General features: G+C 48.5%; 15 protein-coding genes and 1 tRNA gene. 2 read left to right on the top strand and 14 right to left on the bottom strand.

All coding sequences use genetic code 11. The annotated features are described in order from the left end of the window. Positions 1–47: 47 nt before the first annotated feature. Positions 48–1,058: a type I glyceraldehyde-3-phosphate dehydrogenase gene (gap, locus tag GRF59_RS28585; protein WP_160501102.1), complete on the bottom strand. Its 1,011-nt coding sequence runs from the start codon at positions 1,056–1,058 to the stop codon at positions 48–50. Positions 1,059–1,170: 112 nt separating this feature from the next. Further along, a complete protein-coding gene (locus tag GRF59_RS28580) occupies positions 1,171–2,226 on the bottom strand; it encodes a sugar-binding transcriptional regulator (RefSeq protein WP_160501101.1) in 1,056 nt (351 codons plus the stop codon). A gap of 325 nt (positions 2,227–2,551) precedes the next feature. Between GRF59_RS28580 and GRF59_RS28575 the strand changes: the two genes are divergently transcribed. Both GRF59_RS28575 and clpP read left to right on the top strand, forming a co-directional pair. Further along, a tRNA-Arg gene (locus tag GRF59_RS28575) sits at positions 2,552–2,626 on the top strand. A 188-nt stretch (positions 2,627–2,814) separates the two neighbouring features. Next, positions 2,815–3,411 (top strand): ATP-dependent Clp endopeptidase proteolytic subunit ClpP, encoded by a 597-nt coding sequence (clpP, locus tag GRF59_RS28570; RefSeq protein ID WP_127604593.1) that lies wholly within the window; start codon positions 2,815–2,817, stop codon positions 3,409–3,411. A 257-nt stretch (positions 3,412–3,668) separates the two neighbouring features. On the opposite strand, the gene GRF59_RS28565 is transcribed toward clpP, so the two are convergent. The 12 genes from GRF59_RS28565 to GRF59_RS28510 all read right to left on the bottom strand — a co-directional run bounded on the left by GRF59_RS28565 (position 3,669) and on the right by GRF59_RS28510 (position 16,835). Further along, on the bottom strand, positions 3,669–4,784 hold the full coding sequence (locus tag GRF59_RS28565) for a DUF3298 and DUF4163 domain-containing protein (protein WP_160501100.1): 1,116 nt from the start codon (positions 4,782–4,784) through the stop codon (positions 3,669–3,671). Positions 4,785–4,987: 203 nt separating this feature from the next. After that, positions 4,988–6,094, bottom strand: coding sequence for a PdaC/SigV domain-containing protein (locus GRF59_RS28560; RefSeq protein ID WP_160501099.1), 1,107 nt, complete (start codon positions 6,092–6,094; stop codon positions 4,988–4,990). A gap of 140 nt (positions 6,095–6,234) precedes the next feature. Next, a complete protein-coding gene (locus GRF59_RS28555) occupies positions 6,235–7,440 on the bottom strand; it encodes a DUF2087 domain-containing protein (RefSeq protein WP_160501098.1) in 1,206 nt (401 codons plus the stop codon). A 160-nt stretch (positions 7,441–7,600) separates the two neighbouring features. Beyond that, the gene (locus GRF59_RS28550) at positions 7,601–8,653 is read right to left on the bottom strand and encodes an extracellular solute-binding protein (RefSeq protein ID WP_160501097.1); all 1,053 of its coding nucleotides are present in this window, start codon (positions 8,651–8,653) and stop codon (positions 7,601–7,603) included. Positions 8,654–8,837: 184 nt separating this feature from the next. Continuing rightward, positions 8,838–9,644, bottom strand: a complete 807-nt coding sequence (locus GRF59_RS28545) for an ABC transporter permease (RefSeq protein ID WP_160501096.1) — start codon at positions 9,642–9,644, stop codon at positions 8,838–8,840. Further along, positions 9,641–10,492, bottom strand: a complete 852-nt coding sequence (locus tag GRF59_RS28540; RefSeq protein WP_160501095.1) for an ABC transporter permease — start codon at positions 10,490–10,492, stop codon at positions 9,641–9,643. The genes GRF59_RS28545 and GRF59_RS28540 overlap by 4 nt, the downstream gene beginning before the upstream one ends. Beyond that, a complete protein-coding gene (locus tag GRF59_RS28535) occupies positions 10,489–11,463 on the bottom strand; it encodes an ABC transporter ATP-binding protein (RefSeq protein WP_202128928.1) in 975 nt (324 codons plus the stop codon). Before GRF59_RS28535 ends, GRF59_RS28540 begins: the two co-directional genes overlap by 4 nt. Before the next feature lie 445 nt (positions 11,464–11,908). Further along, positions 11,909–12,661, bottom strand: coding sequence for an SIMPL domain-containing protein (locus GRF59_RS28530; RefSeq protein ID WP_160501093.1), 753 nt, complete (start codon positions 12,659–12,661; stop codon positions 11,909–11,911). A 147-nt stretch (positions 12,662–12,808) separates the two neighbouring features. Continuing rightward, entirely contained in the window at positions 12,809–14,323 is a 1,515-nt protein-coding gene (locus tag GRF59_RS28525) for a methyl-accepting chemotaxis protein (RefSeq protein WP_160501092.1), read from the bottom strand. Positions 14,324–14,548: 225 nt separating this feature from the next. Continuing rightward, on the bottom strand, positions 14,549–14,818 hold the full coding sequence (locus GRF59_RS28520; protein WP_127604616.1) for an HPr family phosphocarrier protein: 270 nt from the start codon (positions 14,816–14,818) through the stop codon (positions 14,549–14,551). Positions 14,819–14,914: 96 nt separating this feature from the next. Next, the gene (gene whiA / locus GRF59_RS28515; RefSeq protein ID WP_160501091.1) at positions 14,915–15,844 is read right to left on the bottom strand and encodes a DNA-binding protein WhiA; all 930 of its coding nucleotides are present in this window, start codon (positions 15,842–15,844) and stop codon (positions 14,915–14,917) included. 7 nt (positions 15,845–15,851) lie between these two features. Continuing rightward, positions 15,852–16,835, bottom strand: coding sequence for a gluconeogenesis factor YvcK family protein (locus GRF59_RS28510; RefSeq protein WP_160501090.1), 984 nt, complete (start codon positions 16,833–16,835; stop codon positions 15,852–15,854). Positions 16,836–16,839 lie beyond the last annotated feature (4 nt).

Raw genomic sequence — 16,839 nt, 5'->3', positions numbered from 1 at the left:
CAAAAGGTTCTGTTTCCGCTCCATATGTTCGTTAAACGGCGCCGTTATTACTTAGCCAGTTTAGCGAAGTATTCCAATGTGCGAACCAATTGAGCCGTGTAGGACATTTCGTTGTCGTACCAAGCAACGGTTTTAACGAGCTGCTTGTCGCCTACAGTCAGAACTTTAGTTTGAGTCGCGTCGAACAGGGATCCGAAAGTGATGCCTTTGATGTCGGAAGATACGATTTCGTCTTCAGTGTAGCCGTAAGTTTCTGGATCAGAAGCGGCTTTCATCGCTGCGTTCACTTCGTCAGCTGTTACTTTTTTGTCCAGAACAGTTACGAGTTCAGTCAGGGAACCTGTCGGAACCGGAACACGTTGAGCTGCACCGTCAAGTTTGCCTTGCAGTTCTGGAATAACCAGACCGATCGCTTTAGCAGCACCTGTTGTGTTAGGGATAATGTTCTCAGCAGCTGCACGAGCGCGGCGGAAGTCGCCTTTTGGATGCGGAGCATCCAAAGTGTTTTGGTCGCCAGTGTAAGCATGGATGGTAGTCATCAAGCCTTCTACGATACCGAACTTGTCGTTCAATGTTTTAGCCATTGGAGCGAGGCAGTTCGTTGTGCAAGATGCGCCGGAGATTACTGTTTCAGTTCCGTCCAGAGTTTCATGGTTTACGTTGTAAACGATGGTTTTCATGTCGCCTGTAGCTGGAGCGGAGATAACAACCTTCTTAGCTCCACCTTTCAAGTGCTTCTCAGCAGCTTCTTTCGTTGTGAAGAAGCCTGTGCACTCCAGAACGATGTCAACGCCAAGGTCTCCCCAAGGAAGTTCTTCAGGGTTACGGTTCGCAAGAACCTTAACTTCTTTGCCGTTCACTTTGAAGAAGCCGTCATGTACTTCAACGTCGCCTTCGAATTTACCTTGCGTAGTATCATATTTAAGCAAATGAGCCAACATTTTAGCATCAGTCAAGTCGTTGATTGCTACAACTTCGATACCTTCCACATTTTGAATGCGGCGGAAAGCGAGTCGTCCGATACGTCCAAAACCGTTAATGCCTACTTTTACACTCATTGAATAGTCCTCCTAGAATTTCTTTTTTTTGAGGATTCCGCTAAGCCATAATGGGGCCGCGTAATCCAGTATTTATTCAAAACAGGCAATTACGCCTGTATTGATAACTCGTTTACGTATGACTCTCCGGGGATTGTTCATCAATCTGCCTGCAGATTTCGCTTGCGGCCGCCTCATCCGTAACGAGAATATTCTCGTGACCGAACTTCAGCACCGCGTGAATGGCATCCGCCTTGTCTCTACCACCGGCAATACCAATCACGATCTCCGTTCTCATGATGTCCTCGAGCCGAAGGCCGAGTGTAAGCATCCGATGAACAACTTCTCCCTGCTCGTTAAAATAATAGCCAAAGGATTCAGCTATCGCGCCTTCCTTCTGAATGTCCTGCACTGCGGACGAATCCAGTCTTCTGCGCCGGGTCATTTCCATCGCGTCTCCAATGCCATGCATGATAATGCGGCACTGCCGGATCACCTGTACAATCTCCTGAATGTTTCGGTCCTGTACAAGCGATTGATAGGCATCGTCGCTCAGCAGATCCGGTACATGAAGCAGCCGGTACTGCGCGCCCACGCGTTTGGCCATCGTCGAGGCTATGGTGTTGGCCTGGAATTCCATACTCTCTCCAAGTCCGCCCCTGGCTGGTACAAACCAGCTGTTCTTCATCGGTACGGAGACTTGAGGGTTCAGCTCTTCTGCCACAGCAGCCAGCGTAGATCCACCTGTCACGGCTACCGTGTCCTCTTGATTCATGACTCCGAGCAGCGCCTTGGCTCCGGCGCGTCCGAGGTCCCGTTTGGTCAGCGGCGAGGATTCGCAATCCCCCGGCACAACCACAACCTTATGCAGGCCGTAGGCGCGGCGGATTTTCTCACCTAGCTCGTTCAGTCCGAACAGTTCCTTGGCCATCGGGCCCATCTCTTCCAGCAGTCTTCGTCCCGCTTCGCTGATCCTCATGCCGGAACTCTCGATATCGATCAGCCCTTGGGCCTTCAAGAGATCCGTCTCTGCACGCAGCACCCGCTCTGTCATATGTAGCGATGCAGCCAGCGTGCGCCGTCCTACCAGCTCCGAGAGCATGATCTGATGAAGAATAGTGTACCTTGTCTTAAGAATGTCCATGAGATCAGGCAGAAGCTGCTTTTGTATCTCTAATATTTTCCGCATTGCTTTCCACTCCTGCAACTTCAACTTCCTTCTCTCCGACTCCCTTGGCCTTAAAATGTCCCGGGTTAACGTTTTAAGTCCCACTTACATTCTACTCAATTTTCGTGCCCGTTGCAAGTAGTCCAACGACTATCTTTCACATTCTCTCTTCCTCTTATACAGGCCTATAACAGGAAAGCGTTCGCATCCTCCGATAGATACATGTTGGCAGTATTTATAAAGTACCTCTTGCAATCCTAACGAATTTAGCATATAATCATTTTTGCTGTACTGAATGTGATAGAGCTTGGACAACAACTCGATCCCAATTCAATTTCAAACTTGTGCGCCCGTGGTCCAATGGATATGACGTAGGCCTCCGGAGCCTGAGATCGAGGTTCGATTCCTCGCGGGCGCGCCATTTATAATCTCCAAAAGTTCTACCATATGTTTAACCAGCAGGACAAAAGCCAATCATAGGCTATTTTTTTTACCCTGAGTTTGACTTTCTTTGACTTTTTGTTTGAAATTGTTTATCATGTGGGTAATACGGTAACAGTATGAATAGAATGATTACATTTTGATCTAGTGAATAGGGAGGTTTTCCACGTGAGTTATGTACCTATGGTCGTTGAACAAAGCAACCGCGGCGAGCGCGCGTACGACATTTATTCCAGATTGCTGAAAGACCGCATTATTTTCCTGGGTTCCGATGTCAACGACGTGGTTGCCAATTCGATTATTGCCCAGCTGCTGTTCCTGGCTGCCGAAGACCCTGAAAAGGATATCCACCTCTACATCAACAGTCCGGGCGGCTCCATCACAGCCGGTATGGCGATTTACGATACAATGCAATACATCAAGCCTGACGTGTCTACCATCTGCGTAGGCCTTGCCGCTTCCATGGGCGCATTCCTGCTGAATGCAGGTGCCAAAGGCAAACGTTACGGCCTGCCAAACAGCGAAATCATGATTCACCAGCCTCTTGGCGGTGCACAGGGTCAGGCAACGGATATCGAAATCCGCGCCCGCCGCATCCTGAAAATGCGTGATACGCTGAACCGGATCCTTTCCGAGCGCACAGGTCAACCGCTGGAACGGATTGAAAAAGATACGGACCGCGACTACTTCATGAGCGCGAAAGACGCTGCGGAATACGGCTTGATCGATAAAGTATTGGAGCATCCTCCGGTACAAGGCGTATAATTAAGCAAAATCAAACAGGGACTTTCCGATAAGATCTGAAATAAGATCTTAGGGAGAGTCCCTGTTTTTGGGTTACAGAACGGGTTCCTAGCCAAAAGAAGTAATTCACTACCGCAAAGTGAGACCTTCCTTAAATTGAATGGGAACGTTGATCCGCTTCTTATGCCCGATGATAAATTTATATTTATGACTACAAGAAAAAAAGGGGCGCCCCACGGTCTATGACCGTTTTAAGGACGCCCCTTTTGACGAATAAGTTATTTGAAATCAGCGAACGGATCGCTGCCTTTCGGTAGCAAATCAGAGAAGCCAAACGTATATGTCGGGAGACCCGCAGCATACGGTGCGATTTCATACTGTTGATAGAAGATGGCAATGCCGCCTTCCTTCACGTAGAAATCAGGCTTTGCCTTGAGTCCGGCAGAAACGTCTGGGAACGTATCCTTCTTCGACTTTTCCTTCAGTAATTTGTCGAGCTTCTGCTTGTAGTCCGGCGAAGACTTCATCAGATCGCCGAGTTCAAGCCGTTTGCCGTCCTTCAGGGAGAAGGTCCATCCTTCGCGATAAGTGCCGCCATGCGCGCCACCGGAATATCCATACTGGTCAACTACGATGCTAAGAACCCCTTCGCTGTTAAAGTTAACGACGAAGGTCTGAATGAAGTCATATGTGTGCTCAATCGTTCCATCCCGATGAGCGGCTTCCTTTTCACCCTCTGCAGCGAAACTCTCGGCATCTTTTTTGAATGCGTCATTGATTTTGGACTGCACGTCCTCCGGAAGCCCGCTTACTTTCGGATAATGAACCACGATGCTGGCATCTTTATTCGTTTTGGTTATCGTTTCACTCGAAATATTGATGTTATTCAGTGTTTGTTTGCTGATGTCGAGTGACTTCAGGGAAGAATTCCACACACCCTTGAAACCCATGAAGTCGTTCAAAACCTTGAATGGCACATACAGATGCCCATCAATATTTTTGGATTCATAGAGATCGACGCCATTACCACCGTAGCTGTAAATATAATAGCTGTTCAGATTCGAGGTTACGCCATACTCGGACAATTCGAGATTCAGCTTCGATGTTCCGCTTCCGACGCTGTACGTTTTCGTACCCGGGTTATAACTGAGCGGAAGGCCCAGCGAATCACGCAGTACCGTGATTGGAATCATCGTTATGCCATTTACGATTTTCCCCTGCTGTTTCAGGGTTGTACCATTATATTTGAGAACAACGGATGGCTGTACGGTCTGCTTCAACGCCGGTTTACCGGCCGCTGCCGCATGTACTGAAGTCCCTCCCGTCATATTCGCTCCGCCTAACAATACGCCTGCAGCCAGGACAGCTGCGCTCCATTTCATGCTTTTATTCATTCCTTACGTCCCCTCTCTCCATAGATTGCTACATATGCTAGTCATATGAATGATTACTGAATTTATCCACTTCCTCATTATACAAATGGCCGCATCCGATTTGATGACAATCGCGGTTACATTATTGTCGTATACAAGCGGAAAAAGTATAATTCTGTTCATTATTTTTCCATATGCAAAATATCCGTCGTACCCGATTCAGTTTACTTGAAAGCTGCGAATGGATCCGTTCCTGGCGGCAGCAGCTCCTGGAAAGGCACGGTATACGTCCGAATGCCTTCGGCAAACGATTCCGGGCCTGTATCTCCGAAATAAAAATTCAGACCCGCACCGGATACATAAAACTGGAGAGAACTAAGGTTCTGTTCAAGACTAAAGGTGCTGCCATCCCTCAACATACGCTCTGCCAAAATCTGATACAGCTTTTCTTCCGCACCGCTGCCTTGGGGGAGAAAGTCGCTCAAGCTCAAGAGGCGCCCATCCTTAAGGGAAAAGGTCATCGCCTCACGATGTACAGGGTCCTCACCGCCGGTATACGTCGATTGATCGGTCAACAAGCTGAGTACACCGTTTTGATTGTAGGCCACCATGTAATTCGTATTATAGCTGTACGGAAACGGAACAAGTTCCGGGTCGCGGTGCGAAGATCTTTCTGTTCCTTCCGCCGCAAAGGCATCTGCCTTATTCTTAAATTCCTCATTGATCTGCTGCTGCACCTGTCCGTTGGCCAGACCGGTTATTTGTGGATAACGGATCACCATTTCCAGGTCTTCTGTCTTTTGAGAGAGCGTTCCGGACATCACCTGGAGCGAATTGATCTCCCTGGTCTCCAGCTTTAGCATGCGGGATGCCGGATCATACGCCCCCTCGTATTCGAGAACATCATTCAATAGTTTAAAAGGCACATAAATTCTGCCTTCGATGTTAACCGCATTGTATTCCGTACTAATACTTCCCATGTAAAAATGGTTCACACTCGTCAGCAATCCGTTTTCGGCAGTGCTCAGAGTCAGCTGGCTGCTCCCCGAGCCTACGTTATACGTATAGGTACTGTTATCGTAGGTAATAGGAACACCCGCAATATCCCGAAGTACCGTAACCGGCACCATGGTCCGGCCGTCAATCAGGATACCCTGCTGCTTCAGCTTATTGCCGTTAAATACGAGCTGCACCTGTACCGTTTGAGCGGCCTGTTTGAGCGTCGGCGCTTTTGCGGCATCGGAAGCTTTCGCCGTATGAGCGCCTCCAGCCCCGCCGATCAGCAGACTTGCTGACATGAAAACCGAACTCCACTTTATCCACTTGTTCATTTCCCAGGTTCTCTCCCATTCCATATTTATAAGCATTTATAAGCGCTAAGGATTATTACCCCAATTTGCAGGTGTATATATCCTAAACGATGAGAAAGAGAGAGAAGTAACAGGAAAATGACAGAGACAGAAGCATTTTTCTAGGATTTGATTGTACGCGGGCGCTTGTTGTAGCCCTTTTCATCATAAGGTTGAAGCTTTTCCAACCATGCCTTTTCCAAAGCGGCCACTTTATCCTTGTAAATCTTCTGCTGCTTCAGATCATTAGCCGCTTGCGGATCTGGCTCCATCTCTTCCAGAATTTCAAAGGCAAAGGCTTCCTCCCCGTTCTCTTTCCAATCCTTTTGCAGCGATGGGCTGACATGATAATCCGAATGAAGTCTCGCCTTCTGACCGTTGATTGCCCCTGGCATATTCGTGCTGCTCGTCACGTAAACCTTTCCGTTTTCCTTATTACGGATTTGGAACACTCCCATCGGGCGCGGCGTGCTCATATATTCATCCACCAATTCTTTTCTTCTCTGGTTCTTCATATCGTTTTTCCCCTTTCCCTTACCTTCCGGCTGTTTAATCCAATACTCGGCCCCATCCGGCAAACGGTCCAAAAAACCGTACTCGATCAGATATCTTCTCATCGTCACATAATCGGCATAACGGGTTTCAAGCACCTGGTTCACTTCTTTTTCGCTGTATGAGCGCCCCTCTTCGAAATCGGAGGCTAATTGACGCAAAATGGCAACTCTGCGTTTCTCCTGCTTAGGAAAAGACTTCAACGGTCCATACAGACCCTCCGCAAAGTATTTGCTTAGAATTTGCTCGTTCTCTTCATTCGTAATGGAAAGACGGTCCCCCAACTTGCCCGGTAGTCTGGGTTGCGTTGATTTAGTTGAAGGGACCGATGACTGGCGGCTGGAATTCTTCCCGCCTTCCTCCATCAGCTCCATGACTGCCAGGAACAGCTTCGCCTGTTTCATCTTCTCCCGCAGCATGAAACGGTGATTACGGATGGTTGACGTGCTCCCCCCGTCAATCTCCGCGATAATGTCCTGATCGCTTAATCCCTGATGGAAAAACCCAATCAGTTTCCGCTGCAAATCCGTCAGTCCCGTCAGCTTCTTATCAAGACTGAGCAAATAGTCCAGCATGGAATCATGCTCATCTTCAACATGGCGACGCATGGATTTTTCCGCCTCGTAAAACACCCCGTCCTCTGGATAGACAACTCCCTTTTCTGTTTGGTGCCCGCAAATCAGACATGTATAGGTATCAAGGCTTGAATCCTCCGTATATCCGCGTTTAAGATCCTGCATGCCGGCATGCAGCATTTCGTCTGAAACAGTATCCATCAACAAACAACTCCCGTTATTATTTAATATATATTAGACATTTTATATTATTGTCTATTATTTTTCAACCATGTATGCCTATACGCGCAAAAAAATCCCCCTTCCTTCATGGAGAGGGGATCATCACCTTGCTTATTCATGCCCATCTTGGCTTATCTATTTATTCACGTCCGCTCTTCAGTTCAGTCCAATAGCGGTCATAGACCTGAAGCGTTGCACCGACATCGCCGAGCCATTCCGTACGCTTCATTTCATCTTCGGTCAGATTAATCATATGGTTATTGCGGTATTCTTCACTGTGATATTGCATCGCCTTGGCATTCGGATCGCTGTAACCAACCGTTTCGTAGTTCTTCGCGCTTACCTGCGGATCCAGCATGTAATTGATGAACTTTTCAGCCAGCTCCTTGTTTTTGGCGCCTTTTGGAATCGCGTAGTTGTCCGAGAAGATCGTCGATCCTTCTTTGGGAACCACATATTCAATATCCGGGTTGTCCTTTACGATAAAGGCAGCGTCGCCCGACCATACCGTGCTGATCCAGCCTTCTTCCTGAATCATTTTCTGCTTAATAGTATCCGTATCGAAAGCGAGCACGTTTGGCAGCAGCTTTTTCAGGTCATCCACAGCGGATTTGATCTCGCCCTCGTTCGTGGAGCTGTTGGAATGTCCCTGCTTTTTCAGTGCCATGCCGATCACCTCGCGGTTGTCATCCAGCAGCAGCACTTTGCCCTTATAGGCGGGATTCCACAGGTCTTCCCAGCTGTCGATCTTGTCCTTCACGTATTTCTTGTTGTAGGCAATCCCTGTCACGCCGGACATATACACGATCGAATACTTATTGCCCGGATCGTAGACCGGATCCTTCAGGGAATCCTGGATATTGGCGAAGTTCGGGATATTCTTCATTTCCAGCGGCTCAAGCAGCTGGTTCTTGATCATCGTGGCCACCATGTAATCGGAAGGCTGAATCAGATCATAACCGCCTCCGCCCGCCTTGATCTTGGCCAGCAGGTCCTCATTGTTTGCATAGTTGTCGTACGTGATATCGACGTTGTACTTGTTCTCGAAATCCTTCAGTACATCCTCATCGAAATTATCAGCCCAACTGTAAATATGAAGCGTCTCCTTGGAGGAGCAGCCTCCCAAAGATGTTAACGACAATGCAGCAATAGCCCCAGCCAGCACCAAGCCGGCGATACCCTTTCTTTTCACAGTTACATATCTCCTCTCTTTCCGTTACTCCATTTTTTTGGAATGATCCATATTGCTTAATAAACTTGTATTAAGAACAGCGTCTATTCACGTATTCTCTGTGACAATAGGCTGCTTCGGGCGGAAGCCTCTCTGAAGATAATGAATCAGAGCACCGCCTGTATGATAATTGCACGATAATCGCCTAAATCGGCAGCATCTTGTGCTTCTTCTGCCCCTTGCCGCGGTTCAGGAAGAACTGCGCCAGCAGGATCAGCGTCACGCTCACCAGAATCAGCAGCGTGCAAAGCGCATTGATCTCCGGCGATATGCCGCGCTTTACCTGACCGTAAATGAAGATCGGCAGCGTGGTCGAGCTAGGGCCCGCCACGAAGAAGCTGACCATGAAATCATCCAGGGACATCGTAAAGGCAATCAGCGCACCCGAGATAATCCCCGGAGAAATCTGTGGCAGCGTTACATATCGAAATGTCTGCCAGCCGGTCGCGCCCAAATCTGATGCGGCTTCTTCCAGTTGTCTGCCCATGCCGGCCAGCCGCGCGGTGACCACCACATATACATAGGACATGCTGAACGTGATATGGGCGATGATGACCGTCGCCTTGCCCAGCGGAATGTGCATCTGGTTAAACAGCACCAGGAGCGACAGACCCATAATGATATCCGGAATGACGACAGGCAGATACATCAGGCCGTTCATGCTGCCCTTCCATTTCCTGCCCAAATTCCGCAGCGACAGTGCGGCAAGAGTCCCTAGCAGCGTTGCTGCAATGGTTGAAATCAATGCTACCGTCAAACTGTTGGTGAGGGCCTCCATGACATGCCGGTCCTTCAGCAGCGAAGTATACCAATCGAACGTAAATCCCTTCCAATCCCCGCTCAATCTCGTGTTGTTGAAGGAGTACACGATAATGAGCAGAATTGGAACATAAATAAAGATCATCATCAGCAAAGAGTGGATTCCCAAGAGGGGATGACTTTTCTTCTTCATGCGCTCCCCTCCTTTACGCGGTCTGCCCTGGACTGCATGGCCCGGTTAAACAGCAGAATCAGAATTAATGACGTGATGACGAAAATAACAGACAGCGCCGAACCGAATGGCCAGTTTCGCGCTCCGAGATATTGTGATTGAATGATATTGCTGATCATCATCGACTTGGCTCCGCCTAGAATATCCGTGACCACAAACATTCCTGTCGTTGATACGTACACCAGCACGCAGCCGGTCATGATGCCCGATTTGCTCTGAGGCAGCGTAATGTGACGGAACGCCTTCCATCTCGAAGCCCCAAGATCGCTCGCTGCATCCAGCAGCCGTTTGTCCATCTGCTCCAAGGCAACATATATCGGCAGCACCATGAACGGAATAAAGTTGTATACCATGCCCAGCAGCACCGCTCCCTTGGTATACAGCATTTGTACCGGATCTTCAATCCATCCAAAATGCAGCAGCAAAGAATTCACGATCCCTTGCGTCCGCAGCAGCAGCACCCAGGCATAGGTACGGATCAGAAAGTTAATCCAGAACGGAATGGTAATCAGCACAAGTCCCCATGTCTGAATCTTCGGGGTTGCATTGGCAATGTAATAAGCCAGCGGATAACTGACGAGCAAGCAAATTACGGTCGTCACCACCGAGAGAACCAGCGTGTCCCAATAGATACCGAGATAGAGCGAGTCAAAAAAAGTCTTGTAGCCGGTCATGCTGAACCCAAAGACAACATTGCCCAGTGTGTCGCGTTTCATAAAAGAAATGACCACGACAATGACCATCGGAATCAGAAGGAACAGCGCCATCCAAAGCAACACGGGTAACATCAAAAATTTCGATTTTCTCATGCCCCGATGATCACCTCGTCCTTCGGACTCCAGTTCACCCCGATCTTCTCACCGATTTGCCACGGCCTTTCATCCGTAAAGTCAAGCGCAATGGTAACGGTCATAGGCTCATTATCCAGTTGCACCGTCAGCTTGTGCACGTTACCCAGATAGAGCACATCCTGGATCACGCCCGTTGCACGGGCTCCTTCGAGTTCGCGTACTGGGTGTAGCTTCTCCGGACGAACGGCAAAAAGCCCTTCAGCCGAAGAGAAAATGTTATTCTCTCCCACAAAGGTGGCAGTAAACAAGGTCTTGGGAGTTGCATAGATTTCTCTCGGCGTACCTACCTGCTCAACCTTTCCGTTATTCATAATGACAATCCGGTCGGACAGCATCATCGCTTCCTCCTGATCATGTGTCACATAGACAAAGGTAATGCCCAGCGAGCGCTGCAGATGCTTCAGCTCGGATTGCAGGTTCTTACGGAGCTGCAGATCCAATGCTCCTAGCGGCTCGTCCAGTAAAAGCACCTTCGGTTTATTGGCTATCGCGCGCGCAATGGCTACCCGCTGTTGTTGGCCACCCGATAGCTGATGCGGATAACGTTTCGTTAGCGCCGTCAACTGAGTCATCGCAACAGCTTCTTCAATCCGTTTCTTCTGCTCGGGCTTTGGCATCTTTTTCATCTTCAGCCCAAAAGCGATATTCTCTTCTACCGTCATATGCGGAAACAGCGCGTAGTGCTGGAACACAAGGTTCAAATCCCGCTGGTTTGGCGGAAGATTCGTCACGTTCTGACCTGCCAAGACCACGTCACCGTGGGTTGGCGTCTCAAAACCCGCAATCATGCGTAGTATGGTCGTTTTACCACAGCCGCTTGGACCGAGCAGAGTCAGGAATTCTCCCTCTTCAATGTTCAGTGACAGCGGATGCACGACCACTTGTCCCTCAAAATGTTTTTCAATCTGGACAAGATCAATCATATGCATCTACCCCCTATCCCATACTTCAAAAATCATGAATCATGAATGACACCGAAATTCCCTTTAACACGCAGAAAAAACGTCTTGCGACGCTTTCTCCAGGAGCGACAGTCCATAAGCTTCCTTCGAAGTTTATACTTTCTAATATCTTTAAGAAAAAAAGCCATATCCATGGGTATGGCTTACCAGGCTCAAAATATTCAAATATGTGAAGTTTCACCGTCATTCCCGGCAATAACCTTTGCAAGTACAAAAATTCGCATATTCACTATACCGTTTTTTACCCCTGGGTACAACACTTTTCTGTAGGATTCGACAGGAAAAAGATTCATATGTACAGAAGGTGAAAATAAATCCCGGCTTAACCTTCCACAAAATGAGAAAACCGCCCGACTCCCCTAGAGCAGGTTATGCTCATCAAGGAATGGGCGGCTTCGTTCCGCAGCAATGCCTATTTCAATTCGTATTGCACGCTGAGCTGCGTCGAAACTTTCACTTCGCCAGGGGATACAGCTGTGGAAGAATTCGAACCCGCTGTATCCATCGCTGCCATTTTAGCCTCTGCGAAAACCACAGGATTGCTTGCATCGCCTTGGCTAACCACCAGCACTACACCAAGCTGACGTTTAGCTGCTTTGGCAATGGCGCCAGCTTTCAGATCTGCGTTTGCCATTGCCTTTTGAATAACCTGCTCTTCAAACTGATCACGGTTTTCAACCGAAAAGCTTACATTGTCAATATTGTTGGCGCCTGCATTCGACGCGTCATCAAGCAACTTGCCGATCTTGGACAAATCGCGGTATGAAACCTGAAGCGTATGATGGGCCGTATAACCTTTTACCTTTTGTCCATCTTTATCGTTGTAAGTGTAATTCGGCTGCACATAGAAGGATACGCTTTGAATGTCCTTGTCCGCAATCTTCCATGTGTTTTTCAGGAGATCGGTAATCTTCTGAATCTTCTCGGCATTCGCCTTTTGCGCGCTCTGCGCGGTATCCGCCTGCGTATCCACGCCGATGGACAGATAAGCAATGTCCGGCTTGACGGAAATCTCGCCTTTGCCTACGACATTAACCACGTTACGCTGTACATCCTGATCCGCATAAGCGGTAGATGTGCCAGCAATTCCGCTTACACCTGCTCCTCCAACTAACAATGCCCCTGCAATCAGTACCGACCCCACAGGTTTGATCCATTTGTTCACTTTAATGACCTCCTCTGATTGTTAAACATTTTTTCCAAAGAGACGCAAGTGCAAAAGCCATCTCTCACTTTCGCCTGATTTGTCTACTAGACGCAGAGGATTGGTAAATGTTGCAGATATGCGTAATTTTTTCTGCCCAAATTTGTCTTAGGCAAGCGCCTGCAAATTGCTTTGGGCTTTTTTGATACCCTGCAGACTGTTCTCATTGTTGCTGAGCAGGGATTGGAGCGTTGCGGTCAGTTCCTGCAGCGTTGCAGAGGTCTGCTCATTCACGGAGGCCAAATGTGTTGTAGAATCATCAATTGAGCCGGAGAATACAGCAATATCACGTATATTTTCACGGTATCCGTTAGAAATTTCCAACAGCTCAGCAATGGATTTTTTGATCGAATTAAAAGCTTCAAACGTTTCTCCCGTCAGCACGCTGCTCTTCTGCATTCGTTCGGCAACCTGTCCCATACGGATAATCGTCTCGCTCATCAAATCCGAGAAACCGTTCATTTCCGATGAAATCTTCTCGGCCGAGCCTGATGCCACTTCGGACAGCTTGCGGATTTCCTTGGCCACCACGGAGAAGCCTTGGCCATGTTCGCCAGCACGCGCAGCCTCAATGCTCGCATTCAGGGATAAAAGGTTCGTCTGGTTCGCAATTTCCTGAATGGTCTGACTGAACTGCGAAGTTCGTTCCACCCGTTCGGTCAAGCTTTGAATATCGGCCGACATCGCATCAATCTGTTGTTTGAAATCAAGGATGGCCTGATTCAACAGCTCCACTTTGTTCTTGCCGGTTTCGGAGAGCCGGCTCGCATCATCCGTTTGTTCGAGCAGCGTTTCCGTGGAACCTGACATTTGCTTCACCATCATGTTCATCTGTTTGACGGACTCATTGATGGCATAGGTTGAGTCCACTTGCGCGGACGCGCCGCCGGTAATCTCCTGAAATGCCACGTTCATTTGCTCAAAGGAGGCCATGTTATCTTCGACGCCGTGCGTAATATCATTGATATTGCCGGTGATCAGCACGACATTTTGCATCAGTTGCTCTTTCTGTTCCTGCTGCTCCAGCATCAGCTGTTCACTTTGATCACGTGCGGAGTTCATATGTTTCATCAGGGTGTTGGTAACGCGCAAGAGAAGGAAAACCATAATAGATACGAGCACGACCATAAGGATTGCCTGCTGCTTATCCTTTAGCGACATCTCAATTCCCGTGTTTCCGAAAGCCAGATAGATCGTAATGAGTAGTGAATAGATAAGCGTGATGGATGTGATAACGAGTTGAAGTGTAATAATTGCGAGTACAATCAGGTAGTAGACGGCGAAGAAGCTTGCCAGGGTAGGCTGAATAAAGGATTGAATCCCGATATTCAAGGCCATGCTGAACACGCTGATATAAGAGATATAATTGATATATTTTTTTCGAATATGTAAGTAAACATAAGAAACCAATGCAATGACATTAATCAGGAAACAAAAATTGGTCACGCTAATTAGATGGCCAGGCTCTACGGTCGTAGCTGCAAAAAACGTCGTGATGATGATAGCGGCCAGCAAAATCTTGTTTCTTCCGGCCATATCCTTTTCTCTAAGCGTCAGTATTCTTTCCGATCCTGTAGCTTCCCTCCCGGATGATGAGTTTTCCTTATTGCTCCATTTCCCCATAAACGGTGACTCCTTTATCATGTTTTTCGTTTATAATAAGCCGCTTCCTGATAAAGCCAGCTATAGTATGATATCGGTTAAGGAGCTACTTTTTGTAAGAGAATGAATTGAAAATGATGTATGTTTCATGAAAACGCAAAACAGCCTTCTCTTCATCGAAGAAAGGGCTGCTCTTGAATATTTCCGGAAGGTACGACCCCTCCGGCAGAGTATGAATCAACCATATTATTGGTTCTCGAGTTCTTCCTTACCCACCAAACTGACTAAAGCGGTTACAGCCTGATCTGCGTCCGCGCCTTCGGCACTGATGATTACTTCTGTCCCCGAACTGATTGCAAGGCTCATAATTCCCATGATACTCTTGGCATTCACTTTTTTATCATCTTTTTCCACGAAAATTTCAGACGAGTACTTATTCGCTTCTTGGACGAACAACGCTGCCGGTCTGGCATGAAGACCCGTTTTCAAGCGGACAACTACCGGATGCTTTGTCATGGAAACCTTACCCCCTAATTAAGAAATCTGCATAGCTCTCATACCATATTTGGTAACATTATAACATTATAACATGAACGACACTAGAAGAAAAAACTAGCCGTTCCGAATCTTCTCAGCCAGCTCGTCAATCTTCCGTAGTCGGTGGTTCACGCCCGATTTGCTGACGCTTCCCTTCAGAAGCTCGCCCACTTCCTTCAGATTCATGTCCGGGTGCGCCAAACGGATCTCGGCAACCTCACGGAGTTTGTCGGGCAAATTTTCCAGTCCCATTTCCTTCTGCAACAGCTTGATGTTGTCGATTTGCCGAACGGCCGCTCCGATCGTCTTGTTCAGATTGGCTGTTTCACAGTTGACGATCCGGTTCACGGAATTCCGCATGTCGCGCATGATACGCACGTCTTCAAACTTGAAAAGGGCTTGATGCGCCCCGATCAGGCTCAGGAATTCAATGATTTTCTCGCCTTCCTTAATGTAAAGAATGAATCCCTTCTTCCGCTCGATGAGACGGGCATTCAGCTGAAATTCATTCGCCAAGTCCACCAGCGCCTGACAGTGTTCTTCGTACATGGAGGAGATCTCCATATGATAGGAAGAGCCTTCAGGGTTGTTTACCGAGCCCCCGGCCATAAACGCTCCACGCAGATAAGCCCGCTTGCAGCAGTTCTTCTTCACGAGGTCCGGGTCGATGTCTGCTCGGAACAAGAAGCCTTCCGAGACAATCTTCAGCTCTTTCAGTATTTCCTGAACACGGGCTGGAATACGGACGATATAGACATTATTTTTCTTTAGACGCATTTTCTTGCGGACGAGCAGCTCGGTATGAGCCTGAAAATACTTTTTAATCAGCGTGTAGATACGTCTGGCAATCGCTGCATTCTCGGTGGATATATCCAAAATGACCTTCTTGTTCGAAAGCTGGACCGCCCCGTTCATGCGGATCAGTGCCGACAATTCGGCCTGTTCGCAGCAGGTGTCTGCTTCGATCATGGTCAGTTCTTTTTTAGTCAGCGCCGCAAACGACACGGGACTCTCACCTCTTTCTTAAAATCCAGTCCTGAACCAGCTGGTAAATATGATGGCTCAGTTTGTCGGCATCATGCCGCAGATAGGTCCGGAAAAGCACCAGCGTATCGGCGATCACCTTATATCCAAGGTTCGTGACCTCTTCATAGTCGAGCTCCACCGGCTTGGCGCCCTTTTCGGCGTATTTGTCCTGAACCTGCGGTGGAATATCTCCACTGTTCACAATGACATAATCAAACAAGTGTTTGCCGATATGATCGTAAATAGCCTGGAGATGATCACTGACGGTATACCCGTCCGTTTCTCCCGGCTGAGTCATGACGTTGCAGACAAAAATTTTGATCGCTTCCGAAGCCATCACGGCTTCAGCCAGCTTGGGAACGAGCAAATTCGGCAAAATGCTGGTATACAAGCTTCCCGGTCCGATCAGGATCGCATCAGCCTCTTCAATGGCAGCGACTGCCTCAGGCAGCGGCTCCACCTCGGGCTCCAGGAATACACGCTTGATCCGCAAGCCCGCTTCAGGAATCTTGGATTCGCCTGTCACAATAGACCCGTCCTCCATCTCAGCCGACAACACCACCGCTTCACCGGCAGCAGGAAGCACACGGCCACGCACCGCAAATACACGGCTTAATTCCCGCACTGCCGTAACAAAGTCACCGCTGATGTCGGTCATGGCGGCCAGGATCAGATTCCCAAGACTATGTCCTGCCAGACCCGAGCCGCTGCTGAAACGATATCTCATCATCTCTGACATTAGAGGCTCAACATCAGCCAGGGCCGTCAGAACGTTGCGGATATCGCCTGGAGGCGGCATCTGAAGCTCGCTTCTCAGGATACCAGAGCTGCCCCCGTCATCGGCCACGGTTACAATTGCCGTAATGTCCAGCGGCATTTCCTTTAAACCCCGCAGCATGACCGACAAGCCTGTGCCTCCGCCCATGACAACGATCCGCGGACGCTCTCTTTTTTGTTCAGCCACTCTCATCACT

Origin of the sequence: Paenibacillus dendrobii (assembly GCF_009807035.1) — a bacterium.
Taxonomy (GTDB): domain Bacteria; phylum Bacillota; class Bacilli; order Paenibacillales; family Paenibacillaceae; genus Paenibacillus_AQ; species Paenibacillus_AQ dendrobii.
Note: the sequence above shows the minus strand (reverse complement) of the source record. Positions and strands in the feature narration are given on the sequence as shown.

Excerpts from the sequence above, each read along its gene's own strand:
- GRF59_RS28535 (WP_202128928.1), bottom strand. The coding sequence starts at position 11,463 with ATGCATATGATTGATCTTGTCCAGATTGAAAAACATTTTGAGGGACAA.
- gap (WP_160501102.1), bottom strand. The coding sequence starts at position 1,058 with ATGAGTGTAAAAGTAGGCATTAACGGTTTTGGACGTATCGGACGACTC.
- GRF59_RS28580 (WP_160501101.1), bottom strand. The coding sequence starts at position 2,226 with ATGCGGAAAATATTAGAGATACAAAAGCAGCTTCTGCCTGATCTCATG.
- GRF59_RS28555 (WP_160501098.1), bottom strand. The coding sequence starts at position 7,440 with ATGGATACTGTTTCAGACGAAATGCTGCATGCCGGCATGCAGGATCTT.
- GRF59_RS28510 (WP_160501090.1), bottom strand. The coding sequence starts at position 16,835 with ATGAGAGTGGCTGAACAAAAAAGAGAGCGTCCGCGGATCGTTGTCATG.
- GRF59_RS28565 (WP_160501100.1), bottom strand. The coding sequence starts at position 4,784 with ATGAATAAAAGCATGAAATGGAGCGCAGCTGTCCTGGCTGCAGGCGTA.
- GRF59_RS28520 (WP_127604616.1), bottom strand. The coding sequence starts at position 14,818 with ATGACAAAGCATCCGGTAGTTGTCCGCTTGAAAACGGGTCTTCATGCC.
- GRF59_RS28540 (WP_160501095.1), bottom strand. The coding sequence starts at position 10,492 with ATGAGAAAATCGAAATTTTTGATGTTACCCGTGTTGCTTTGGATGGCG.
- GRF59_RS28545 (WP_160501096.1), bottom strand. The coding sequence starts at position 9,644 with ATGAAGAAGAAAAGTCATCCCCTCTTGGGAATCCACTCTTTGCTGATG.
- GRF59_RS28560 (WP_160501099.1), bottom strand. The coding sequence starts at position 6,094 with ATGAACAAGTGGATAAAGTGGAGTTCGGTTTTCATGTCAGCAAGTCTG.
- GRF59_RS28525 (WP_160501092.1), bottom strand. The coding sequence starts at position 14,323 with ATGGGGAAATGGAGCAATAAGGAAAACTCATCATCCGGGAGGGAAGCT.